The following is a 23,411-nucleotide window of genomic DNA, read 5'->3' on the forward strand; positions in this document are numbered from 1 at the left end:
TCAGGCGCTGGTGATGCTGGCTCGCAAGCTTGCTCGGGTGGTATTCGCCTTGCTGAAAGGGCAAAGCGAATATCAGCCAAAAGCCAGTTGAGGGCTTTCCCTCAACCATAGAATCTCCCACAGGGGCAGTGCTGCTGGCGGGATTGTGTTCCGGTAGAGGCTTCACGACTTGTTCGGAATGCCGTATTTACGCAGCCGGATAGCGATCGCACTGTGCGAAGTTTGCAGGCGTGCCGCCAGTAAACGGCTGGAGGGATAACTGCGGTAGAGCTGTTCCAGCAGGTGCTTTTCAAAGCCATCGACGGCCTCTTCCAGGCTGCCGACCTCACCGTCGTTTTGCCGCTCCACCGCCGTTCTGGCGATGTCGAGGTCGTCGATGTCCACCAGCGGATTTTCGCAAATGGCCGCGGCGCGGAAGATCACGTTTTGCAGTTGCCGCACATTGCCCGGCCAGCGGTTACCGAGCAGCGCCGGATAGGCCCCGGGGGCCAGGCGACAGACCGGACGCTGGATCTGTGCGCACGCCTGCTGCATGAAGTGATTGGCCATCAACAGGATGTCGTGGCCGCGCTCGCGCAACGGCGGCACTTGCAGATTGAGCACATTGAGGCGGTAGAACAGGTCCTCGCGAAAACTGCCTTCGCTGACCATTTTCTCCAGGTCGCGGTGGGTCGCGCTGAGGACCCGCACATTGACCCTGACCTCACGATCGCCACCCACCCGACGGAAGCAGCCATCGCTTAAAAAGCGCAGCAACTTGGCTTGCAGGTAGGGCGACATTTCACCGACTTCGTCGAGGAACACCGTGCCCTGGTCGGCCAGTTCCAGCAGGCCGAGTTTGCCGCCACGCTGGGCGCCAGTGAAGGCGCCCGCGGCATAGCCGAACAACTCGCTTTCGGCGAGGCTCTCCGGCAGTGCCGCGCAGTTCAGGGCCAGGAAGGGCGAGTCATGCCGGGCGCTGATCGCGTGGCAGGCACGCGCCACCAATTCTTTGCCGGTGCCGGTTTCGCCCTGAATCAGCAGCGGTGCGTCGAGCGTTGCAACACGCTGGGCGCGGGCCTTGAGGGTCCGAATCGCCGGGGACTCGCCGAGCAGCGCGTCGAAACCTTCGGCATGGTCATGATGCAGCGCCGACAGGCGTTCACCGATGCGGTTCGGTTGATACAGGGTCAGCAGGGCGCCGGCATCGGTGATCGGCATCGCGTCCAGCAGCAGCGTCTGGCCACCGAGACTGACCTCGTGCATGGGCAGCCGAAAACCGTGTTCGATCAATGTGGGTTGCAGCGAAGGATCATCGAATAGCGCCGTCAGCGGCTCACCGGCCGGTTCTCGACCGCACAGTGAAATCAACGCCGGATTGGCCAGCAGCACATGACCGCGCTCGTCCACCGCCAACACCGGGTCGGTGCTGGCCGCCAGCAAGGCATCGAGTTGCAAGCGTCGGCGCTGCCCCGGGAGGATGTCGACCATCGTCACCGCTTGCACGCCCCGCACCCCAAGAAAAGCCTCGCGCAACTCTTCCAGCACATCGGCGCCGAGGGTCGGGGCATCGATGTAAACGTTGGGCGGCACCATCTCGACGGCATCCAGATTGAAACGGCGCCCACCGAGCAGGGCCAGCACTTCCTGGGTGATGCCGACGCGGTCGATGAAGGTGACGTGAATACGCATAGGGTGACCTGCAAGGGTTGCGAACAGAATGAGTATGACCGGCACCCGCCGTGTCTGTCAGGTGGTGCGGGTGGTACGCGAACAGGCGGCCAGATCCTCAAGGAACGCCTGAAGGATCGGTGGCGGCGCGGTGCCACGTCGGGTGATCACGTCGAACGGCGACATCAGTTGCAGGCTCGTCGGCGCCAGTTGGTGCATCTCGCCGGTCTTGACCCACTGGGCGGCGAAGTGCATCGGCAGAAAGCCCAGATAGGCGCCGGAAATCAGCAGAATCGCCAGCGCTTCGATGTTGTCGACGGTCGCAGCGGCTTTGCTCACGCCCAAGTGTTCCAGGTCGTATTGCTGCATGTAGCCCCTGACGACAATCCGGCTTGCGGCAATCTCTTCAAGCAGTTCGTCGCCCTCGGCCTTGCTGCCATACAGCGGATGCCGCCGTCCGCAATACAACCCCAGTGCTTCCTGATACAGCGGCGAGTGCAACAGCCCCGGAACGTAGATCGGGAAGTGCCCGATGGCCAAGTGCAGGCGACCGTCGAGCACGCGTTCTTCCAGTTCCGCCGGGGTGCCGACGTACACGTTCAGGTGCACGTCGTGCCCTCTGGATACGAAGCGCTGGGTGGTGCGCGGCAGTGGAGAATCGGGATCGGTAATGGTGGTGTCGATGATCCCCAGATTGAGCTTGCCGCTGATGTGCTGCTTGAGCACGTCGGCGTCCATGCAGAAATTTTCCACCGCCGAGAGCAGACGCTGAGTGGCTTCGTGGATCGCCACACCTTGCTCGGTCAGGCGAAAGCCGCTACGCCCGCGTTGACAGAGTTTGACCCCGAGCCGGGTTTCCAGATGAGTCATCTGTTCGCTGATGGTTGACTGGCCGGCATTCAACGCCGCCTGCGCGGCAGAGAAACCGCCGCACCTGACAATCGTGGCAAACACCCTGAGCAGTTTCAGATCGACATCGTGCAGCTGGATCACCTTGAACCTCCCGCGTGTGGATGCATCGGTAATGCCGATATGAGTATCTGATGTTTAGCATTTTTTCCACGAAAACCTGCGCCCATAGTCATTTCCAACGGCGGTCGCCTTCCACGTCCGCTAGCTGATAACAAGAATTGGAGATGCCTGAAATGTCGAACAACGGTTATGAATCCGGTCGCCTGAACCTGCCATTCGTGGGTCACTGCACCTTTGGCAAATCCCCGGTGTGCACCGACTGGGATGCATTGGATGCGGACGTGGCGGTCCTCGGCGTGCCCAACGACATGGGCACCCAGTGGCGTTCCGGCGCACGCTTCGGACCACGTGGCATTCGTGAGGCATCGACCCTGTTTTCCTTCGGCCATGCCGGCGCCTACGACCACGAAGATGACGTCATGTACCTGACCGCCTCCGACGTGCGCATGGTCGATGTGGGTGATGCCGACATCGTGCACACCGACATGGTCACCAGTAACGAGAACACCGAGTACGCCGTACGCAAGATTCTGGATGCCGGTGTCATGCCGGTTGTACTCGGTGGCGATCACTCGGTTCACGCGCCAGTGATCAAGGCGTTCGAAGGCCGTGGCCCGATCCACATCATCCACTTCGACGCGCACCTGGACTTCGTTGATGAGCGTCATGGTGTTCGCTACGGCCATGGCAACCCGCTGCGCCGCGCGTCCGAAATGAACCACATCGTCGGCATGACCCAGATGGGCATCCGCAACGTGTCGTCGTCCAATCGCGACGACTACGAAGCAGCCCACGCGGCCGGCTCGAAGATCCTTTCGGTCCGTGATGTGCGCCGCCTCGGCGTCGAAGGTGTGCTGGCGTTGATCCCGCAAAACATCAACTACTACATCACCATCGACATCGACGGTTTCGACCCGTCCATCGCCCCTGGCACCGGCACCCCAAGTCACGGCGGCTTCCTCTATTACGAAGTGCTGGAAATCATCCAGGCCCTGGCCAAACGCAGCCAAGGCAACATCGTTGGCATGGACCTGGTCGAGGTTGCACCGGTTTATGACCCTTCCGGCATGACCTCGATTCTGGCGGCGCAACTGCTGCTCAACAGCATTGGTTTCATCTTCCACGAGCGGGCTCAAGCACGGCACGCCATGAGCGCAACCACCACGGCCACGGCGTGATCTGAGCGCCGCACAGAGGGAATGAAAATGGACACGATCGTTAAGCAGTATTTGCAAAAATTTGGTGTATCCGAGGCCACCCAGACCTTCCTCAGCAAGGTTCAGAAGATGTTCATCGGTGGCGCCTTTGTCGAGGCCAGCGACGGGCAGACATCCGACGTTATCGAACCGTCGACCGAGGGCTTGATCACGCGTATTCCGATGGGCACTACCGAGGATCTGGACCGTGCGGTGCAAGCCGCCCGCGCACAGTTTGACGGTGGCGCCTGGCGTCAGGCCAAACCGGCAGAACGCGAACGGCTGATGCAACGCCTGGCGGACCTGATTGAAAGCAACGCCGCCGAACTGGCGCAAATCGAATCGATCGACATGGGCAAGTCAGTCGCCTTCGCGAGGGATGTCGACATCCAGGGCACGGTCGATACGCTGCGTTATTTCGCCGGTTGGGCGACCAAGCTGCATGGCCGAACCGTTGAACCTTCGCTGCCGGGCAATTACCTGGCCTATACCCGCAAGGAAGCGGTAGGTGTGGTCGGCGCCATCGTGCCCTGGAACTTCCCGCTGCAAACCATGGCCTGGAAGCTCGGCGCTGCCCTGGCAACCGGTTGCACCGTGGTGGTCAAACCCGCCGAACTGACGTCGCTGTCGGCCTTGCGCTTTGCCGAACTGGTGCAGGAAGCCGGCATCCCGGACGGGGTGATCAACATCGTGACCGGACGCGGCAGCGTGGTCGGTGCGGCCATGGCCACGCACCCCGGTATCGACAAGCTCACCTTCACCGGCTCGACCCCGGTCGGCCGTACCGTCGGCCGCGCCGCGCTGGACGAAATGAAGCGACTAACCCTCGAACTCGGAGGAAAATCACCGGTAATCGTATTGGCCGATGCCGACGTGCCGGCCGCCGCCCAGGCGATTGCCAACGGCGTGTTTTTCAACTCCGGCCAGGTGTGCGATGCCGGCACGCGGGCCTATATTCATCGCAGCGTCTACGACGAATTCCTGCGCGAACTGATCGCCTACACCCGCACGCTGAAAATCGCACCGGGCCTGGATCCAGACTGCTTCATCAGCCCGTTGGTCTCGGCATTGCAGAAGGAGCGAGTGACCGACTACATCGAAACCGGCAAGCAAGAAGGCGCCGAACTGGTCTATGGCGGCCAGCCTGTCGAAGGCCCGGGTTTCTTCGTCGAACCGACCATTTTTGCCCATTGCCGCAACGACATGCGCATCGTCCAGGAAGAGATCTTTGGTCCGGTGCTGGTTACTGCACCGTTCGACGATGAAGAAGAGGCCGTGGCCCTGGCCAATGACTCGCCCTACGGCCTGGCGGCCGCACTGTATTCCAATGACCTTGGAAAGGTGCACAGACTGATCCCACGGTTGAAAGCGGGTTCGGTCTACGTCAACGCCCACGGCACCCTCGACCCGTCGATGCCGTTCGGTGGCTACAAGCAGTCCGGATTCGGCAAGGACCTGGGCGCGGAGCAGCTCGATTATCTGCTGGAGACCAAGGCGGTCTGGATCACGCTTCCCTGAGTCAAGGCTGACTCAAATCCCCTGTGGGAGCGGGCTTGCTCGCGAAGATGTCGACACATCCAACATTGATGTCGGCTGATACTCCGCTTTCGCGAGCAAGCCCGCTCCCACAGGGACGTCGTTACCCAAAGAATGCAGTTACCTCGTCATGATCTTCCAACAATAAGAGACCATCATGAACACTAACGCCAAGTCAGCCCTGAGCGTATCGGTCCTGGACGACAAACCCGTCGTCGAAAGCCATTCGATTGACTTCATCCCGGAAAACGAGCGCACCGACAAACTGTCGAGCCAGGGCCCGTTCTGGTTCCTCGGCAATTTCACCTTCTTCACCATGACCATCGGCTTCGTTGGCCCGAGCGTCGGCCTGACCGCGCTCTGGACCACACTGGCCGGCACGCTGGGCATCATGTTCGGCACGCTGTTCATGGCGTTTCACGGCTCGCAAGGTCCACACCTTGGCCTGCCGCAAATGATCCAGTCCCGTGCGCAGTTCGGCTATCGCGGGGTGATCCTGGTGCTGCTGGCGACGCTGTTCGTGTTCGCCGGTTTCAACATCGTCAACCTGGTGTTGATGATGCAGGGGCTGCACACGCTATTCGGTTTCAACCCCGCGGTGATCGCGGTGGCGGTGACGATACCGGCGGCCGTCTTGGCGATCCTCGGGCATGACTGGATGCACCGCAGTTTCAAATGGGCGTTGTACCTGTCGCTTCCGCTTTACGGTCTGGTGACGTTGGCGGTGCTGATGGGCTGGGTTCCCGATGCCGCGGTGCCGGTACTCGCAGCCGGTGAAGTGGCCCCGGCGCCATTGGGCTTCAACTGGACGGGTTTCATCGCCCAGTTCGCAGCAGCGGCGAGTTACAACATTGCTTACGCCCCGTATGTGTCTGACTATTCGCGTTACCTGCCGAAAAACACCTCCAGCGGCAAACTGATCGCGGTGGTGTTCCTGGGTGCCTCGTTGTCCGGAGCATGGATGATTTCCGTGGGTGGCTGGCTGGCCGATCACCTGCATTCCACGGACGTGCTGGTGGCCCTTGGGCAAGTCGGCAACACCGTGTCGCCGCTGATGGGAACTGTGGTGGTGGTTGTCACGATCCTGGCGTTCCTGCCGGTCATCGCCATGAACATCTACAGCGCGAAGTTGACCACGCTGACCTGTGTCGACTCCATCAAGCACATCGAGCCGACCCGCAAGGCGCGCATCCTGGCGATCGGTTTCGTGATCCTGCTGCAACTGGGCGTGGCCCTGAGCATTCAGAGTTCGGGCAAAGGCCTGTCGGTGTTGGGCATCTACCTGGTGGTGATGCTGTACTTCCTGGTGCCCTGGACCTCGGTCAACCTGACCGACTACTTCTTCGTCCGCAAGGGTCGCTACGCCATCCCGCACTTCTTCATGCCCCACGACAACATCTACGGCAGCTGGGGCCTGCGCGGCATCGCGGCGTATGCCATCGGCTTCATTTCGATGATCCCGTTCTTCTACATCTACGACGGTGTTGAACAGCGTGAGGTCTATGTCGGCCCGCTCGCCAAAGCGCTCGGCAGCATCGATATCGCCTGGCTCGTCGGGCTGATCGTGTCGGGGCTGGTCTACTACTGGTTCAGCCGCTCGATCGACCTCAAGCGCGAAGAAGCCGTCATCCAGCACATCGAAAAAACATTCCCGCAATACACCACCGGCGACAAGTTGACCCTGCCTTCGTTGCACGTTTTCAACGAATCGGCGGTCCGGAGATAATCATGGCTACGCAAAAATACGACTACATCATCATCGGTGCCGGCTCGGCAGGTTGTGTGTTGGCCAACCGCCTCAGCGAAGACCCGGCCACCTCGGTCCTGGTGCTGGAATTCGGCGGCAGCGATCGCAGTGTGGTGATCCAGATGCCGAGCGCATTTTCGATCCCGATGAACACCAAGAAGTACAACTGGCGCTACGAGACCGAGCCGGAGCCTTTTCTTAACGGACGTCGCATTCACTGTCCAAGGGGCAAGGTGCTGGGTGGCTCGTCGTCGATCAATGGCCTGGTGTACATCCGTGGCCACGCCTATGACTTTGACGAGTGGGAGTCGCTGGGTGCAGAGGGTTGGGGCTATCGCAATTGCCTGCCTTACTTCAAACGGGCCGAGCATTACGAGGAGGGCGGTGACGGCTATCGCGGCAGCACCGGCCCCTTGCACACCACCAACGGTAATCACATGAAAAACCCGTTGTACGGAGCCTGGGTCGAGGCCGGCGCAGAAGCGGGCTACATCAAGACCGATGACTGCAACGGCTACATGCAGGAAGGCTTCGGTGCCATGCACATGACGGTGAAAAACGGCGTGCGCTGCTCCACGGCCAATGCTTACCTGCGCCCGGCCATGGGCCGTCCGAACCTGACCGTGATCACCCATGCAATGACCCGTCAGATCATCCTTGAAGGCAAGCGAGCCGTCGGCGTCATGTATGACCACGAAGGCCAGACGCACCAGGTCTTTTGCAACCGTGAGGTGCTGATTTCCTCGGGGCCTATCGGTTCGCCGCACCTATTGCAGCGCTCCGGTATCGGGCCGGCCGAGGTCCTGCGCAAAGCCGGGATTGGCGTGCGCCATGACCTGCCGGGAGTAGGGGAGAACCTGCAGGATCACGCCGAGGTGTACATCCAGTTCGGCTGCAAGGAACCGGTGACGCTCAACAGCAAAATGGACCCGCTGAGCAAACTGTTGATCGGCCTGCGCTGGCTGTTGTTCAAGGACGGGCTCGGCGCCACCAACCATTTTGAGGCCGGTGGTTTCATCCGCTCGGACAAGGGCCTGCGCTGGCCGGACATTCAGTTCCACTTTCTGCCCGCGGCCATGCGTTATGACGGCAACAAACCGATCAAGGGCCACGGTTTCATGGTGCTTACCGGGCCGAACAAACCCAAGAGCCGCGGTTATGTTCGGGTGCGCTCCGCTGACCCTTACGAGCATCCGCAGATTCAATTCAACTACCTGCAACGCGAAGAAGACCGTGAGGGCTTCCGCCGCTGCATCCGCCTGACCCGCGAGATCATCGGCCAACCGGCGATGGACCGCTTCCGCGACGGCGAAATCGCGCCCGGGCCACAGGTGAACACCGACGAAGAAATCGACGCTTTCGTGCGTGAAAACCTCGAAAGCACCTACCATCCCTGCGGCTCGTGCCGTATGGGTGAAGACGAGATGGCTGTGGTTGATTCGGAGCTGCGTGTGCGGGGTATCGCGGGGTTGCGGGTGATTGACTCGTCGGTGTTCCCGACCGAGCCAAACGGCAACCTCAACGCACCGACCATCATGCTGGCCGAGCGGGCTTCCGATCTGGTTCGAGGGCGCAGCATGCTGTCGGCATCCGATGCGCCCGTCGGTCTGGTCCAGGATTGGGAAACCAGCCAGCGATCATCGTTGCCGGGACGCAATGTGAGGGTTTAAACCCGACGGGTTAATCACTCAGGAGAAGACATGTAAAAAGGGCGCCTTCAGGGCGCCCGTTTTTTACTTCGCAGTACGTACAGGCGCTAGCTCATTTCAACACCAGCAAGCTATAAACTCCGCCCTCGCTTTCGATCCCATGGGTGTCATGGGTAAAACCCGGGAAGGATTTGTCGAAGGCTTCCAGCGCTTTGAGATAGGCCAGCAACGGCCCGTCCGCAGGCCCGGCGTTTTCACCCGGCATCAGCAATGGAATGCCCGGCGGATACGGCACGATCCCGGTCGCCACGACGCGTCCGGCGGCTTCTTCGAGTGTCACCCGTTCGATGTCGTTTCTGACCAGTTTTTCGTAGGCCTCCACCGGGCTGAATTCGGCTTTGGGCAGTGTGCCGAACGCCTGGGCCATGTTGGCGGTGGTTTTGTGTTTCTTCATGGCCGCGAAGATTTCGTCGGCCAGGTCCTTGAGGCCCATGCCGGCGTAACGCGTCTGGTTGGCGGCCAGCAGATCCGGCAGGCACAGTTCCAGTTCGACGTTGTCGTCATAGTCGCGTTTGAAGTCGAGCAGGGCATTGAGCAAGGTGCCCCATTTGCCTTTGGTGATACCGATAGAGAACAGGAACAGAATGGTGAAGTCGGTGGTTTTCTCGACCACGATGCCCTGACGTCCCAGGTACGCCGTGAGCACACAAGCCGGGATTCCCGAGTCGAGCAGGTTGCCGTCGTCGCCCATGCCGGGGCTGAGCACCGAGACCTTGATCGGGTCGAGCATGCAGTAGCCTTCTTCGATGTCACCGAAGCCGTGCCATACCGCGTTGGGATGCAGGACCCAGCAGTTCGGCTCGGTTTTCAAAAGCACTGGGTCGACTTCATGGAACGGCACGGTGGCCGCGCCAACCTGCACGGTCGGCGGTTGCCAGCAGGTAAAGAACCAGTCTTCCTTGCTCAACATCTCGTTGTGCATGCGCGAGACGACCTGGCGGAAACTGATGGCTTCTTCGATCGATTCGGTGGTGAGGATTTGCCCGCTGGGCGCTTCCATCATTGCCGAGCTGACGTCGCAGGAAGCCATGATCGCGTAGTTCGGCGAAGTCGAGGCGTGCATCATGTACGACTCGTTGAAGCGCCCGTGATCGATCGGGTTGCGGCCGTTACGCACGTGAATCATCGAGGCCTGGGAGAGAGCGGCCAGCAACTTGTGGGTCGACTGGGTGGCGAACACGGTCGGCTTCGAGTCGTCGTGATCGTCCGGGCTGCCGTGCATGGCGTGGCGCTCGCGGTACAGCGGGTTGAAACGCGCATATCCGTACCAGGCTTCATCGAAATGCAGACGATCGACGCTTTGCCCCAGCAACTTTTCGACGCGGGTGACGTTGTAGGTCAGGCCGTCGTAGGTGGAGTTGGTGATGATCGCGTGGACGGGGGTCGGGTCGATGCCTTGCTTGACCAGCGGGTTGTTGGCAATGGCCGCTTTCACGCCTTCGGCGCTCAGGGTTTGCGGGAGGATCGGGCCGATGATGCCGTAGCGGTTTCGCGTCGGTACCAGGTACGTCGGAATGGCCCCGGACAGGGTCATCGCGTGTTCGGCAGACTTGTGGCAATTGCGGTCGCACAGGGCAATCTGATTGCGCGTGACGCTGGCCATGAGGATGACGCGGTTGGACATCGACGAACCGTTGGTGACGTAGTAGGTGCGGTGGGCGCCGAACACCTTGGCGGCGTAGCGCTCGCCCTGGCCGATGGGGCCACTGTGATCGAGCAGCGAACCGAGTTCACCAACCGAAATCGACAGGTCCGAGCGCAGCAGGTTCTCGCCAAAAAACTCGTAGAAGGCGCGCCCCGCGGTGCTCTTCAAAAACGCTGTGCCGCCGGCATGTCCAGGGGTGTGCCACGAGTATTCATAGGTTCGGGAAAACTTCACCAGCGCCCCGAACATGGGGGGCAGCGCGGCTTGGCGATAACGTTCGATGGCCGCCAGGATGCGCCCGCTGAGGAAGCGGCTGGTGTCCTCTGGCAGCCAGATGAAGTCATCGGCGTGTTGCATGACCACCAGCGGAATGGTCGACGCGGTGCTGCGGTCGCTAATCAGGAAAACCGGCACCCGGGTGTTGCGCTCACGCAGGCTGGCGAGCAGTTTGATGCATTGCTCGTGGCCTTCGCTTTTGTCCATTTCCCAACTGAGCAGCACGCATTGAATGGCCGGGTCCGAGCGCAGGATCGACGTGGCGTCGCTCAGGGTTTCCGACGCCAGCACCCGGACGGCGCGTTCTTCCACATCGTTGATCAACTGATCCAGGGCGCGACCAAAGACGGTGCGTTTGTCCGGCGGGCTGCTGACCAACAGCGTGAGCATCCCGAGCGTTTGTCTATGTTCCGTCATGATTAAGCCTCCACGGTCACTGCTTTCAAGTTATTGACCGGCACCGGCTTACCCATGAGGTGCTGAGCGCTGACGGTCTGTGTTGGTACGCTGTTATTGAGCGCTTCGAGGCGGATCAGGCGGTTGTTGACGAAGCCAAACAGCGTGTAACCAAAGATCGTTGCCACTCCGCCGAGCATCAGCGCCTGTGCGCCCGAACTGTACAGCGCCAGGTAGCTGTAAGCCGCCGCCACCCACGCAATGATGTTGGTTATCAGCGCCGAGCCCGCCGGAACGTTGGATACCTTTTGAATGGTCATCAACGCGGCCATGGAGAGGATGTAGGGCACCAGATTGGTGACCACCGCGAGGTTGACGAGAGTGTCGAACTGCTTGCTCAGGTCCGGGCTGATGGTGAGTAAAGCCAGCGCCGTCTGCACAGCCAGCAGCACCAGCATGCCGATGATGGGGGTTCCGGCCTTGTTGGACTTGGCAAAGATCGACAGGAAGTAACCGGTGTCCGCTGAGCTTTTGTAGACCTGAGCGATGGTGAATTGCCAGCCCAGCAGCGAACCGATGCACGCGAGGATCATCGCAGCCATCACAATGTCGCCGACCATAGGGGTGAACATCTTGGCAAAGACCAGCCCGAACGGTGCAGTGGAGGAGGCCAGTTCCGGGTTGCCGACGATACCGGCGATGACGTTGGTGGAGGCGATGTAGATCACCGCCGCGCCGAGGGTGCCGCCAAGTACCGCAATGGGGACGTTCCTTTCCGGATTTTCCACGGCATCGGTGTTGGCGCACGCCGACTCCAGGCCGAGGAATGCCCATAAGGTGATCGCCACCGATGCACCTGCGGCGTCTAACCAGCCCATGTTGTGGGGGTTCCAGCCAGCGGCGTAGACACTGCTGTCGAACCAGAACCAGCCAATGGTGGACACCAGCACCACCGGCGCAATCACCCCCCAAACCGTAACCGCACCAATCCGGCCGGTAATCCGCGCGCCGCCGAAGTTGGCGAAAGTGGTGATCCACAACAGAGCGATGGTCGCCAGACCCACTTGCAGTGAATCCAGTTCAACATGGAACAGCTCCTGGATATAGCCGACCGCCGTAATACTGATCGCTACATTGGCAATCAACAGCGAGAGGCCATAGGTGTAGTTCGTGATGTAGTTGCCCGCCTTGCCGAACGTGTATTCAGCATAGCCGCCCATCCCCCCGGTCTTTCGACTGAGCATCCCGCAGCGTGCAAAGGCATAGGCCAGCGCCAGGGAGCCGGTAGCCGTGATCAGCCAGGAAAGGATGGAAATACCGCCGACTTCTGCAAGCTTAGTGGGGAGTAGAACAATGCCGGAGCCCAACATGTTGACGGCGGTCAACATCGTCAGTTGCCCTACGGTCATTTTCTTTGCGACTGACATTCCGTTGCCTCATTCGTTGGCGGGAGAAGAGCGTTAGCTATAGCAAAGGATTGCATTGGCGCAAGAAATGTCCGTAAGAACACGGAGAAAACAGGCTATAGCGCACTTAAGGCATTTTGCTGGCCCCGAAGACTGAAACTTTTGACCAGAATCAATTTATTTTCAGTTAGTTAGGATCGAATGCAAATGCGGAATGTGATGGTTGCGCTGATTTCGTTAGGCCTGGCGAGCGTTGCCGCCTCTGTCCAGGCCAAAGAGCTGGCATCGAATGATCGTTACATTTGCAGCTGGGGCGCAGGTACTGCGGCGAGAGCCCAGGAACTCAAGCTGTCCGGGGTTTCACTGTATGCAGCGCGGCAGAAGTTACATACCTACAAATTCAGCAAGCCATGGATGCACATGATGGCGATGGGCATTACCGAGCAGACCTATGACAGTCATTCGCGGATGAAACCCGCGGCCCTGCGCGAGAGCTTTTACGAGGAGTGCGTCCGGTACAAGTTGGCGCGCAAATGACGAGGGCGGTCCGCCAAAATCCACGGCACGGCGCCTGCGCCGTGCCGGGCGGGTTACATCAGGTATTGGGTACTTCAGACCTTCCCTGAAGAGAGAAAACTATCGGGTTCTTCTCAGGTTTTTTGCCTTTAACCTCCTGAGCAGGCCCATTACCGGCCGCAGGAGGGGCACCCTGTCAAGGATGGAAAGCTCATGCAGGTCCGTCCGCGAGGGCCTTTGATAGCCACAATTCCAAGTGAAATAGTAAGCCGAAATTTCTTTATTCCTATGAATAAGCGTATTGAGAGCAGCGTCATAATGCATCGGACCTCCGTCAGGATGTCCCGGCGGCCGCTCCAGAATCTGGAATAAGAAATCCCTCAATCTCCCAAAGCATTTCCCGTTTACAGCATAGAAATGGGCTAAATATATTGGCCGGTCGACTGCTTTCCAAGTGGGCACGTTTGAATTTTCTTCAAACGGATGCCCGAAATAGACGATGTCCCACTCCATACCTTCCAGGGACTCGATGGCCTCTTTGCCATATTGAGAAATGTGTCTGGAAAACTGTATGTCGTCTTCCAGGATCAAGATATTTTTCAAATTCAGGCGCATTGCCTCTTCCAGCACCCCCAGATGACTCAAAAAGCAGCCTCGGACCCCGACGCTCGGGAAACCATTTCCCTCACTGGGCGTAACAGCCTCAAAAAAGCCTATTTTTTCATCATCAATGTGAAAGCCGTTGCGAGTGAATTCTTCGACTGTTTCTAAACGGCGATCCGTTCTTGACGAGATATTGATGATTCTTACTCGATCAAAATACTCGATCACATTCATCTGTCAGGTCCTTAGCGCAGACAATCGGGGCCGTTGGATCGGGGAACCCGCAGAATTCGGAAAAAATCATACGCAAGCACTGCCGCCCCGTTTTCTCTATCGACCCCGGATTGCAGTATAGGCAGCATTTCTGGATGAAGTTTTAGTCTGGTAAATCGGCGTGCTGCACCCGTTTGAAAACACCGAGCTTAAGTGAACAGCATCACGACAGGTCCGAGCATGTACCGCTGATGCCAGCCCTTCGGCGGGGGTGAAAAACGAAGTCTTCAAGGTCTCCTATACTGGTCCGTTCCGAGAGTTTCCCTACCCTTCACAGCGAGGAAAACGCACATGACCATTCGAATTGGCGACGAAGCACCGGATTTCACCGCCGAAACCACCGAAGGCACGCTCCATTTCCATGAATGGATTGGCGACAAGTGGGCCATCCTGTTCTCACATCCGAAGGACTTCACCCCGGTCTGCACCACTGAACTTGGTTATATGGCCGGGCTCAAGCCGGAGTTCGACAAACGCAACACCAAGATTGTCGGTCTCAGCGTCGACCCGGTCGGTAACCATCAGACCTGGGCCAAAGACATCGAAGAAACCCAGGGCCATGCGGTCAACTACCCCATGATCGGCGACGAGAATCTGGTGGTGGCCAAGCTCTACGACATGATTCACCCGAACGCCAGTGGCGGCGCTCGTACTGCCGTGGACAACGCCACGGTGCGTTCAGTGTTCATTGTCGGCCCGGATAAAAAGATCAAGGCGATGCTGGTCTACCCGATGAGTGCCGGGCGCAATTTCGATGAAGTGTTACGCCTGCTCGATGCTATCCAGTTAAACGCCAAGCACACGGTTGCCACACCGGTGAACTGGCGTCCGGGTGAGGACGTGATCATTCCGACGTCGGTATCCGACGACGACGCCAGGAAGAAGTACCCGGATGGCTTCAAGACGGTGAAACCTTATTTGCGTACGGTGGCGCAACCGAAGTAAAGGTCAGTCATTCATCCGGTATTCAATCGCGATGCCTTTTGCGCGCATTGCATTGATCTGCTCGGCGTGGGTGCCAGGAGGTTGAGCAGGGTTCCTGGCGCAGCGCCGAGACTTCCACAGTGTTCCAGGGCTGAGAATGCACGGGAAGCCTTTACCTGTCATGCCGTCTTCATGCGTCAAAAACTCTCGACCGCCAGGTACTTTCAGAAAGTCGCCGACACACTCCATCTTTACAGGCGTCGTCGTCGGTCGAACCTATGCCATTGCCAAGATGCTTCCTTGCCCGGTGGAGGGCGCTACGCCGGGCGTGGGCCAGCATCCTGGTGCGAGCTGACGTCCAGGCGTGAAGCTATTTCACATGGATAGAATTCACGGGACTGACGTGCTTGTTGTGGCGTTATTTTGACGTCATCCTCCTAAAATGAAATTTCGATTTATTATTGTGACGGACCATTGACGTAATAGCGATGTGCTTATAGGCTCAATTTAGCCGATAAAGATTCCTTCAACCGACAAAAGAATAACCCCCTGCGCAAGGAGGCGGTGTTATGCGCTCAACACTTGTCATTAAATTTGTGTTGTTGTCTGTGATCCTGAATGGTGCAGCCGTTGCTAGTGCTCAGGCGACCAGTTTGGCCTATGAAATTAGTCGCATAAGCAGCGCTTGCGAGGAGTTGGGGCCTCAACTTTGTAGTGCTCTCAAAGATCACGCGGGTGGCGCACTGTTTACTTTCGGAAAAGGCCTTGGCTTGCCTTCATTGACCACTGATATTCACCTCGAAGATGCCCCTTCTGCGAAAGCTAACAGTGTCAATCATCACGCTGACTCAGGCGTGGATGTATCCGTCAATTCTTCTTCCCGTGACGGATTAATGGCGGCGGTTGATAATAAGAAATTCAAAATTGATTCATCTCTCCAGGATAAAAGTCTGGTTGGGGTATCTGATATCAACCAACCCAATGCAGTACCGCTTTCTGCGGCAGCCTGGTTATTTTCTTCTGCTTTGTTAGGTTTTATTGTGGTCGCCAACCGACGGAAGATATAGCGGGTTGTTAACGTTTTTGGAAATAAGGTGTTTAAACGGTCACTCTGGTGGCGGGTAGATACACAGCTTTATATATAGTTTTTGCGGATGATGTCTGTCATTGCGATGTAATTGTTGATGTCAGTTAGTTGCGCAGGCAAACGTAGCCATCGTCAGGGTGACAGTGGCGCGGTTGAGCCGGTTAAAACAGGCGTGATGTCGTTAATATTGGCGCGAAATACGTCGGAGGTGATTTGCTCGCTCCAACCTATTGTTAAATAACACGATTCTGCTGTTTTGCACTAACGTTCCGGTTTTGGGTGTGTTGCATTGGCGTTGACCGCCCGCAAGCTCAATGTGATTGCTGTTTTAGTTTCTTTGGCGGGAAATAGGCTAGAGTCATTTGACTAGGTTTTTTTGTTCTAAACTCCTTGCATGGCTACTTAGACGGAGGGATCCCGATGTTCCGTTCATTGATACCTGTGCTGTGCGCGCTGGCCGTTTGGCCCAGCATTTCCAATGCCGTCGAAAAGGACGGGGCTTACAAGCTGAATCAGGGAGATAGCCTTTCCATTTCCGTTTGGGGCGAAGACAAGCTCAAACAGGATGTACGCGTACTCCCCAATGGCAGCATTACCTTCCCGTTGGTAGGGCGAGTCGATGTTGAAGGGCTTGATACCACCGCTGTCGAGCAGCAAATCGCTGCCAAACTTGAGAAATTCATACCTGATCCGCAGGTTAGCGCTGTCGTCACCGGCACCGAAGGTAATGTCGTCTACGTCCAGGGCAAAGTGCTGAAGCCCGGCACCGTGCATATGTCCGGTCAAACGTCAGTGCTGCAGGCAATAAGCATGGCGGGTGGGCTCGACAAATTCGCCGATAAAGACGACATTAAGGTCGTGCGACCCAATGGGACTAGACAAGAGATCCTGCACGTCAACTACAGCAAGTTGATGTCAGGGGATGACATGTCCACCAATTTTCCACTTAAAGCCGGCGATACGCTGGTCGTGCCTTAGCCTTGCGCGAAGCACTAAGGATTATCTTGCTTGAATTTCGAACGACCGGGATTGCGACGGCAATCCTGGCTTTGTCGTGTTCGGACATGGCCCATGCTGCTACTTGGCAATCAGCTATAGCAGTGCCTTCGACGGTCGAGTACGACAGCAATCCACTACTGCTCACGAGTGATGAGAAAGGGGTGACTCGCACCATCATCGCCCCCGATTACAGCCTCGTGGGTACTTCCGGACGGGATGAGTTCCAGTTCGGTCTGGGGGTAAATATCGTGCGTTCTTCGGATACGTCCGTCGTTTCGGACCGTGAAGATCCCAGATTAAGGTTGGGGTGGCAGCGAGAGACCGAAACGGGGGCTTTTGGGCTTGTGGCGAGATATGAAGAAAACTCTACGCTTTCCACGGTGGTTCAGGAAACCGGCGTAGTTGCTTCCGATGGCACGCAAAAGATGTATTTGGTGGGCGGCAACTGGAGCACTGCTCTCAGCGAGCGAAGTACCCTGGTTAACGAGACTGACTACACTCATGTCACTTACGATGTTGCCTCTCTGACTAACTATGACGAGCTGGCGACCCGCTTCAGCTTGAACTATGCATGGAGTGAGCAGGTCGAGCTGTTCACCCGTTTGGGCGTGAGGCGCTATGAGCCGGAAAAGGGCTCCGCAGTGGCTTCCTCGAACAGCTACACCCCCACGGTCGGCTTGAATGTTCAATTCTCCGAGCGGCTTAAGGGGACGGCCTACGCCGGTCTCAACCAAGTCTCCGGCACAGGTAGCGGCCCTAAAGGCCAGGGCGGTTTATTGTTGCAATATGCCGGTGAGCGTATTGATACCAGCATCGACGCCAGTCGTAGCACTCTCGCCAGCGGGGACGGCGGTTTCGTCGAGGTTGATGCCCTGAGGGGGACATGGAGCTACGCCGTCGACGAGACCCGGCGCACCGGTTTCGATGCCTCCTGGCAAGATGCCAAAGGCCGGACGCCGAATACCCTGCGAAATTACAGTGCCTGGTTTAGCCAAGAACTCTCGCCTTTTTGGATTGCACGCCTATCCTACACATACAAACAACGCCAGCAAGATGGCTTGCCGGATGCCACTGCAAACGTCGTCGGGCTGACGTTGACCTATAGTTATCCCGGTCTCTGAAATTCAGCTGCGTGAGAAATATGGCCACTGAATACGAAATGTCGTTCAACGACTACCTAGCTATCATCAAGCACCACGCCCTGCTGTTGATCGTGAGTTTCGTGGTCATACTCGGCGTGTGCATAGCAGTAGCGATCTCTCTCCCGCCGACCTATGAGTCATCCGGCACGATTCTGGTGGAGTCTCAACAGATTTCGCCAGACCTGGTGGCGGCCAACAACAATACCTTTGCCGATGAGCGCATCGAAGTTATTCGCCAGCGCGTGATGACCCGAGATCATCTAGAAGGGATCATCGACAAATACAATCTTTTTGCTTCGCAAAGCCGGCAACTGAGCGTTAGCGAGAAGATCGAAGAAATGCGAAATGCGATTGTGGTCTCGCTGGTCAGTGCTGCCGTCAAGGGGCGCGGAGAGGTGACGATTGCTTTCCGTCTTTCCTTTGAACACAGTCAGCCCGAGATTGCGAACAAAGTTGCCAAGGAGCTGGTGACGCTGTTTCTGGATGAAAACATCAAGCAGCGCACCGAACGCGCCAGTGAAACGACCGAGTTCCTGACGCAGGAGGCGGACAAACTCAGGGTGGAACTGGAAGCCCTTGAGAACCGGTTGGCGGACTTCAAGCAGGCACACAGTAACGCGTTGCCCGAGCATCAAGAGCTGCGCATGAATATGTTGACGCGCGCTGAAACCGAGCTTAAAGAGGTCGACCGTGACTACAAAACTGCCCGTGAAGACTTGCGCTTCAATGAGCTGGAGCTTTCCGCCGCGAATGCCGGGCTAGCGACCAAGCCTGGAACAGCCAGTGCGGCAGTTGATAAACCACAGGATCTCGCTAGCCTCAAAGCGGAGTACACCCGGTTGCAGTCGCTGTATACGCAAGCCCACCCCGACGTGCGTGCCGTCAAACGCAAAATTGCTGCACTTGAGGCTGGCAAAGGTGCTGGTGCAGCGGCTTCGGTCAATCTGGACGTTGCCAAGGCCCAGGCGCGGATCACCGCAGCAGAAGCACGTATCAAGTCGCTGGCCGATCAAAAGCAGCAAATACTTGGAAAAATAGCCGAATATGAGGCACAAATTATTGAGACGCCGCAAGTCGAGCGCGGCTTGGTCACGGTGATGCGTGACCATGATAATGCTCGTAAAAAATATGAGGAGATTCGCACGAAGGAAATGAGTGCGAAAATTTCCGAAAGCCTGGAGCAGGAAAACAAAGCCGAGCGTTTTGTTCTTCTGGAGTCGCCGCTGATGCCCGAGAAGCCGGTACGGCCGAACCGTAAAAAAGTGGTTGCCATGGGTTTCTTGCTTGCCCCGGTGGGTGCTGGCGCGCTGGTGATGCTCCTCGAGATGATGAGTCAGCGTGTGCGCGGTGCCCAGGCCTTGGCCAGCGTGCTGGGTAGACGCGTATTGGTTTCGATTCCCTACATTCACACCAAGGCTGAACTGGCACGCCGCAGGAAGTGGCGAATGCTATTGATCGTCATTGGAGTCGCGACAATCGCGATCTTTCTGGTGCTCCTGCACTTCCTCTACATGCCTCTGGATCTTCTGATGTTTAAAGCTCTGGGCCGGTTTACGTAAGGAATATAGCCATGGAAATGTTCAATCCCGATACCGAAAAAGCCGAGCAACAGACCTCGTCAAAAGCCATGACGCCGACCGCGCAGTCCACAGGTCTGAATGCACTCAGTTATGTGCAAACCAAGGTTGTACCTTTGCGCCCGGATCACCTTGAGCGCAACCGCATTGTGGCTTACAACAAAAATTCGAGTATGAGCGGGGCATTCGATCTACTGCGTACACAAGTTTTAAAAATCATGGAGGAAAATGGCTGGCGCACGCTCGCCATCACCTCGCCGACTCCAGAGGCAGGCAAGACGGTGTTGGCTATAAACCTGGCGATGAGTATCGCGCATCACACGACCAAGACGGCGTTGCTGGTGGACTTCGACTTGCGTCGTCCGAAGGTGGGTGAATACCTGGGTCTGCCGATGGATAAATCGCTTAATGAATTGTTGGCAGATGAAGCCGAACTGCAAGAAGTATTGGTCAATCCGACCTTGCCGCGCTTTGTGGTCCTGCCGACGCGTGAGCCGATTCCTCTTTCCACCGAGGTGTTGTCATCGCCTGCAGTCAGCTATTTGATTGCTGATCTGCGCGAGCGCTACAACTCACGCATCGTGATTTTCGACTTGCCGCCGTTGTTGAGTTCGGATGATGTGATTAACGTCCTGCCCAGGTTCGACTGCGTCCTGCTCGTTGTCGCTAACGGATTGAACAGCAGGAAAGAGATTGAGGAAAGCCTGCATCATCTTGGGACAGCCAATCTGATTGGCACGGTGTTGAACAAAGCCGAACCCGAAAACCGCTCTTACTACTAGAGCATCACCCGCAGGAGGTCGGCGCTATTGGCTAGCGCCGACGGTCAGTTCCAAGGGTACTTCTGCTCCCAACTCCAGGCGTGCGCCACTATCTGTTCAAGTGAGTCAAATTGCGGTTGCCAACCCAGTAATGTGTTGGCCCTGTGGGGATCGGCCACAAGGCGTGGTGGATCGCCCGCGCGACGTGGCGCTTCGCTGACAGAGATATCCTGGCCGGTCACATAGCGCGCGGTATCTATCACTTGCTGTACTGAGAAACCTTGACCGTTACCAAGGTTGAACGCCGTGCTTGCACCTCCTGCCAGCAGATAATCCACGGCCAGCGCGTGAGCGGCAACGAGGTCGACAACGTGGACGTAGTCGCGAATGCAAGTGCCGTCAGGCGTATCGTAATCACGGCCATAGACGGTGATGGTGGCGCGCCGTCCGGAGGCTGCTTGCAGGATCAGGGGCAGCAGGTGGGTTTCCGGTTCATGGCGTTCACCTAACTGTCCTTCAGGGTCTGCTCCGGCGGCATTGAAGTAGCGCAGGCGGACCGATTTGAGCCCATAGGCGCGGTCGAAATCTTCAAGCATCTGCTCCACCATCCACTTGCTGCGTCCATAAGGGTTGATCGCGGCCTTGGGATGCTCCTCGTCGATCGGTACATACACCGGGTCACCGTAGACGGCGGCGCTCGAGGAAAAAATGAAGTTTTTAACCCCGGCGCGAACCATCGCCTGGAGCAGCGTCAGCGTGGCGGTGAAGTTGTTTTGATAGTACTTGGCAGGTTCAGCGACGGATTCGCCCACCTGTATAAAGGAGGCGAAGTGGAACACGGCATCAAAGTGGTGTTCCGCAAACAGGGCGTCCAGCGCCTGTTCGTCGGCTATGTCCAGTTCGACCAATGTCCCGCCCTTCAACGCGCTGCGATAACCCGTTGAGAAATTGTCTGCCACCACAAGATCGTGACCTGAACTCAGTAGCTGCTTCACCATGTGCGAGCCGATATAACCCGCGCCACCCACCACCAAAAATTTCATCCTGATCTCCGATTTCCTGGGCACTATCGCTGTGCAAACTACTGCCAGTCGAACTTGATTGTAGTCGGCCATCAAGGCAGGTCGCGGGCAGCTTCTTCATTTGCCCCGCAATGCCAAGTGTGAGCAGTGTCAAGCCTTGCGACTCGCTACGTCTGGAGCGCCAAAGGAGAGAATATTTCGAACACGATTCAGCGAGCGCGCCAATTGAAGCTACCCTCTGAAGAGGCATTTGGGCATCCTGCGAGGATAATGATCAAATGAAAAATCCTGCCAGAATTATCGATTACTCATTAAGAATAGTTAAAGCAGAATGGCCAAATTTAGTATTGTGGTCCTTTCTGCTGTCACCGTTGATTGTTAGAACGCTGGCAAACTATCAATACTCTAAAATTGATTTATTGGTCGTTTACACCCTTGGCATGTCAGTGTTGTGGCTTTTGGCGATTAGATTTATTTCGTCCAGTCAATTTAAGGTCCACATTATTCTGCTGCCGTTCTATCTGGTAGCAGCTATTGATCTCTTTTTGGTGTTGAATTTCAACTCGAGATTAACAGCTGCTTATATATTTATTGGCTTGACAAACTATCAGGAGGCTGGCGAGTTTCTGCCGACCTATTGGCAGCCCATCAGTGTTGTTTTGGTGGTTTTCATATTGTGCTATGGGGCTGGATTAATAGGTCTGCATAAGCGCGAATTATATAAAAACAAAGGTATTTTTGTTTTGGTTGTTAGCGCCTTGCTAGTGGGGTATGGGGCGTATTTTTATAAAACCGTCAAACTTAATTCTTTCGGGAAATCTGCAGTCATGGATCTCCTTGCAAAAGACCAAAGCACGCCAATAGGTTATTTGTCACAAGCTGCCCTGACTGCAAACCTGTATTTGGGGACGGAGAACCTTATCAAGCGCCGTCGGGAATCTGATGTAAAAATAACCAGTACGTCGGATCAATCCAATATAGAAACCATTGTTTTTGTCATCGGTGAGTCATCACGGCCGCAGAACTGGTCCCTCTACGGTTATAACAAGGAAACAACCCCGAATCTCGGTAAGCAGGCAGGGCTTTTCAAGTTTAATCAGATCTGCACGACAGCCCCCTATACCTCGTTTGCGGTTCCTTCAATGCTGAGCCTTGAGCCTATATCGGATTGGGACGCCATTGCGTCGACAAAATCATTGGTGGGTATATATCGCGCGGCCGGGTACATGACCTATTGGTTGTCTGTGCAAGAGGTTGATAGTTTTGGCGGGATAATTCCACAAATAGCCGCAGAGGCACAATACCGTCAATATTTTGAGAGAAGCTATGATGGAGCATTGATTTCAGAATATGAAAAGATACTAAATAAAAGCGATACGCAAAAGAAAGCCATATTTATTCATGTCAAGGGCAGTCATTTCGAGTATTCACGCCGATACCCGGAAAGTTTCGTTAAGTTCAAACCGTCAACAGACAGCTTCAAAGACAAGATTACTGCCGAGTATGACAATAGTATTTTGTATACGGACTGGCTATTGGGCACCCTTATTGATCAGTTGGAGTCAAGCAAAAAACCATCTGTCTTGTTTTATTCATCGGATCATGGTGAAAACATGATGGATGACAGTCGCGGGCTCTTGGGTCATGGCATTGGCAATCAATACGATCTCCCGGTTTCGGCATTTATCTGGGCGTCCGATAATGTTTCGAGCCAGCAATCGCTCAAGCTTTTAAAGTTGAAGGAGAGAGAGAGTCAGAAAATCAGCATATCTTCCTTGTCGCATACGCTTTTAAATATCACAGGGGTTTTAACGAGCAGGTATAAAAGTTCGGAGGATTTATTGAGTGATGAATTTGTATTGTCGAAATGTCCACATCTGCTCGGCGCAGGCTATGTTCCATCGTTCGATTTTGACGCCATTTAAATAACCCTCGCTGAACAACGCCGCAAGGCGTTGTTCCATCAGGTTGAGG

General features: G+C 56.5%; 18 protein-coding genes and 1 pseudogene. 13 read left to right on the forward strand and 6 right to left on the reverse strand.

Annotated elements, in window-relative coordinates:
- A pseudogene (locus KW848_RS31960) lies at nt 1-91 on the forward strand (IS110 family transposase); the annotation flags it as partial.
- A 71-nt stretch (nt 92-162) separates the two neighbouring features.
- Here the strand turns inward: KW848_RS31960 and KW848_RS26305 are convergent.
- Both KW848_RS26305 and KW848_RS26310 read right to left on the reverse strand, forming a co-directional pair.
- A complete protein-coding gene (locus tag KW848_RS26305; protein ID WP_218538514.1) occupies nt 163-1,671 on the reverse strand; it encodes a sigma-54-dependent transcriptional regulator in 1,509 nt (502 codons plus the stop codon).
- 57 nt (nt 1,672-1,728) lie between these two features.
- The gene (locus KW848_RS26310; RefSeq protein WP_218538515.1) at nt 1,729-2,643 is read right to left on the reverse strand and encodes a LysR family transcriptional regulator; all 915 of its coding nucleotides are present in this window, start codon (nt 2,641-2,643) and stop codon (nt 1,729-1,731) included.
- Nucleotides 2,644-2,795: 152 nt separating this feature from the next.
- On the opposite strand from KW848_RS26310, the gene speB reads away from it, so the two are divergent.
- The 4 genes from speB to betA all read left to right on the forward strand — a co-directional run bounded on the left by speB (nt 2,796) and on the right by betA (nt 8,771).
- Nucleotides 2,796-3,800 (forward strand): agmatinase, encoded by a 1,005-nt coding sequence (gene speB / locus KW848_RS26315; protein WP_192409751.1) that lies wholly within the window; start codon nt 2,796-2,798, stop codon nt 3,798-3,800.
- Nucleotides 3,801-3,827: 27 nt separating this feature from the next.
- A complete protein-coding gene (locus KW848_RS26320; protein WP_218538516.1) occupies nt 3,828-5,336 on the forward strand; it encodes an aldehyde dehydrogenase in 1,509 nt (502 codons plus the stop codon).
- A 175-nt stretch (nt 5,337-5,511) separates the two neighbouring features.
- Complete coding sequence (locus KW848_RS26325) at nt 5,512-7,080, forward strand: cytosine permease (protein ID WP_218538517.1); 1,569 nt, start codon at nt 5,512-5,514, stop codon at nt 7,078-7,080.
- Between the two features lie 2 nt (nt 7,081-7,082).
- Nucleotides 7,083-8,771, forward strand: coding sequence for a choline dehydrogenase (gene betA, locus KW848_RS26330; protein ID WP_218538518.1), 1,689 nt, complete (start codon nt 7,083-7,085; stop codon nt 8,769-8,771).
- Between the two features lie 91 nt (nt 8,772-8,862).
- On the opposite strand, the gene KW848_RS26335 is transcribed toward betA, so the two are convergent.
- The gene (locus KW848_RS26335; protein WP_218538519.1) at nt 8,863-11,148 is read right to left on the reverse strand and encodes an Orn/Lys/Arg decarboxylase N-terminal domain-containing protein; all 2,286 of its coding nucleotides are present in this window, start codon (nt 11,146-11,148) and stop codon (nt 8,863-8,865) included.
- Nucleotides 11,149-11,150: 2 nt separating this feature from the next.
- Complete coding sequence (gene potE / locus KW848_RS26340) at nt 11,151-12,554, reverse strand: putrescine-ornithine antiporter (protein ID WP_218538520.1); 1,404 nt, start codon at nt 12,552-12,554, stop codon at nt 11,151-11,153.
- A gap of 186 nt (nt 12,555-12,740) precedes the next feature.
- Here potE and KW848_RS26345 point away from each other — a divergent pair, with 186 nt between their 5' ends.
- Complete coding sequence (locus tag KW848_RS26345) at nt 12,741-13,070, forward strand: hypothetical protein (RefSeq protein ID WP_008146735.1); 330 nt, start codon at nt 12,741-12,743, stop codon at nt 13,068-13,070.
- Between the two features lie 99 nt (nt 13,071-13,169).
- On the opposite strand, the gene KW848_RS26350 is transcribed toward KW848_RS26345, so the two are convergent.
- Nucleotides 13,170-13,886, reverse strand: a complete 717-nt coding sequence (locus KW848_RS26350) for a glycosyltransferase family 25 protein (protein ID WP_218538521.1) — start codon at nt 13,884-13,886, stop codon at nt 13,170-13,172.
- Nucleotides 13,887-14,216: 330 nt separating this feature from the next.
- Here KW848_RS26350 and KW848_RS26355 point away from each other — a divergent pair, with 330 nt between their 5' ends.
- The 6 genes from KW848_RS26355 (at nt 14,217) to KW848_RS26380 (ending at nt 20,436) form a co-directional block, all read left to right on the forward strand.
- Nucleotides 14,217-14,870: a peroxiredoxin gene (locus KW848_RS26355; RefSeq protein ID WP_008155786.1), complete on the forward strand. Its 654-nt coding sequence runs from the start codon at nt 14,217-14,219 to the stop codon at nt 14,868-14,870.
- 548 nt (nt 14,871-15,418) lie between these two features.
- Nucleotides 15,419-15,916: a hypothetical protein gene (locus tag KW848_RS26360; RefSeq protein WP_192409721.1), complete on the forward strand. Its 498-nt coding sequence runs from the start codon at nt 15,419-15,421 to the stop codon at nt 15,914-15,916.
- Between the two features lie 440 nt (nt 15,917-16,356).
- Nucleotides 16,357-16,914, forward strand: a complete 558-nt coding sequence (locus KW848_RS26365; RefSeq protein WP_192409720.1) for a polysaccharide biosynthesis/export family protein — start codon at nt 16,357-16,359, stop codon at nt 16,912-16,914.
- An 86-nt stretch (nt 16,915-17,000) separates the two neighbouring features.
- Nucleotides 17,001-18,056: a hypothetical protein gene (locus KW848_RS26370; RefSeq protein WP_375154736.1), complete on the forward strand. Its 1,056-nt coding sequence runs from the start codon at nt 17,001-17,003 to the stop codon at nt 18,054-18,056.
- 20 nt (nt 18,057-18,076) lie between these two features.
- Nucleotides 18,077-19,636: a lipopolysaccharide biosynthesis protein gene (locus KW848_RS26375; RefSeq protein WP_218538523.1), complete on the forward strand. Its 1,560-nt coding sequence runs from the start codon at nt 18,077-18,079 to the stop codon at nt 19,634-19,636.
- Between the two features lie 68 nt (nt 19,637-19,704).
- Nucleotides 19,705-20,436 carry a CpsD/CapB family tyrosine-protein kinase gene (locus tag KW848_RS26380; RefSeq protein WP_225607487.1) on the forward strand — a complete coding sequence of 244 codons (732 nt, stop codon included), beginning with the start codon at nt 19,705-19,707 and terminating at the stop codon, nt 20,434-20,436.
- 44 nt (nt 20,437-20,480) lie between these two features.
- Here KW848_RS26380 and galE read toward each other — a convergent pair whose 3' ends face one another.
- The gene (gene galE, locus KW848_RS26385) at nt 20,481-21,458 is read right to left on the reverse strand and encodes a UDP-glucose 4-epimerase GalE (protein ID WP_218538524.1); all 978 of its coding nucleotides are present in this window, start codon (nt 21,456-21,458) and stop codon (nt 20,481-20,483) included.
- Between the two features lie 257 nt (nt 21,459-21,715).
- Between galE and KW848_RS26390 the strand changes: the two genes are divergently transcribed.
- A complete protein-coding gene (locus tag KW848_RS26390) occupies nt 21,716-23,362 on the forward strand; it encodes a phosphoethanolamine transferase (protein ID WP_218538525.1) in 1,647 nt (548 codons plus the stop codon).
- The last annotated feature ends 49 nt before the right edge of the window (nt 23,363-23,411 follow it).

The sequence above is a fragment of the Pseudomonas sp. PDM25 genome, from assembly GCF_019219045.1.
GTDB lineage: Bacteria > Pseudomonadota > Gammaproteobacteria > Pseudomonadales > Pseudomonadaceae > Aquipseudomonas.

What these genes read in the sequence shown, in the direction of transcription:
- KW848_RS26305 (WP_218538514.1), bottom strand. Translation starts at nt 1,671, where the DNA reads ATGCGTATTCACGTCACCTTCATCGACCGCGTCGGCATCACCCAGGAA.
- speB (WP_192409751.1), top strand. Translation starts at nt 2,796, where the DNA reads ATGTCGAACAACGGTTATGAATCCGGTCGCCTGAACCTGCCATTCGTG.
- KW848_RS26320 (WP_218538516.1), top strand. Translation starts at nt 3,828, where the DNA reads ATGGACACGATCGTTAAGCAGTATTTGCAAAAATTTGGTGTATCCGAG.
- KW848_RS26325 (WP_218538517.1), top strand. Translation starts at nt 5,512, where the DNA reads ATGAACACTAACGCCAAGTCAGCCCTGAGCGTATCGGTCCTGGACGAC.
- betA (WP_218538518.1), top strand. Translation starts at nt 7,083, where the DNA reads ATGGCTACGCAAAAATACGACTACATCATCATCGGTGCCGGCTCGGCA.
- KW848_RS26335 (WP_218538519.1), bottom strand. Translation starts at nt 11,148, where the DNA reads ATGACGGAACATAGACAAACGCTCGGGATGCTCACGCTGTTGGTCAGC.
- potE (WP_218538520.1), bottom strand. Translation starts at nt 12,554, where the DNA reads ATGTCAGTCGCAAAGAAAATGACCGTAGGGCAACTGACGATGTTGACC.
- KW848_RS26345 (WP_008146735.1), top strand. Translation starts at nt 12,741, where the DNA reads ATGCGGAATGTGATGGTTGCGCTGATTTCGTTAGGCCTGGCGAGCGTT.
- KW848_RS26350 (WP_218538521.1), bottom strand. Translation starts at nt 13,886, where the DNA reads ATGAATGTGATCGAGTATTTTGATCGAGTAAGAATCATCAATATCTCG.
- KW848_RS26355 (WP_008155786.1), top strand. Translation starts at nt 14,217, where the DNA reads ATGACCATTCGAATTGGCGACGAAGCACCGGATTTCACCGCCGAAACC.
- KW848_RS26360 (WP_192409721.1), top strand. Translation starts at nt 15,419, where the DNA reads ATGCGCTCAACACTTGTCATTAAATTTGTGTTGTTGTCTGTGATCCTG.
- KW848_RS26365 (WP_192409720.1), top strand. Translation starts at nt 16,357, where the DNA reads ATGTTCCGTTCATTGATACCTGTGCTGTGCGCGCTGGCCGTTTGGCCC.
- KW848_RS26370 (WP_375154736.1), top strand. Translation starts at nt 17,001, where the DNA reads ATGGCCCATGCTGCTACTTGGCAATCAGCTATAGCAGTGCCTTCGACG.
- KW848_RS26375 (WP_218538523.1), top strand. Translation starts at nt 18,077, where the DNA reads ATGGCCACTGAATACGAAATGTCGTTCAACGACTACCTAGCTATCATC.
- KW848_RS26380 (WP_225607487.1), top strand. Translation starts at nt 19,705, where the DNA reads ATGACGCCGACCGCGCAGTCCACAGGTCTGAATGCACTCAGTTATGTG.
- galE (WP_218538524.1), bottom strand. Translation starts at nt 21,458, where the DNA reads ATGAAATTTTTGGTGGTGGGTGGCGCGGGTTATATCGGCTCGCACATG.
- KW848_RS26390 (WP_218538525.1), top strand. Translation starts at nt 21,716, where the DNA reads ATGAAAAATCCTGCCAGAATTATCGATTACTCATTAAGAATAGTTAAA.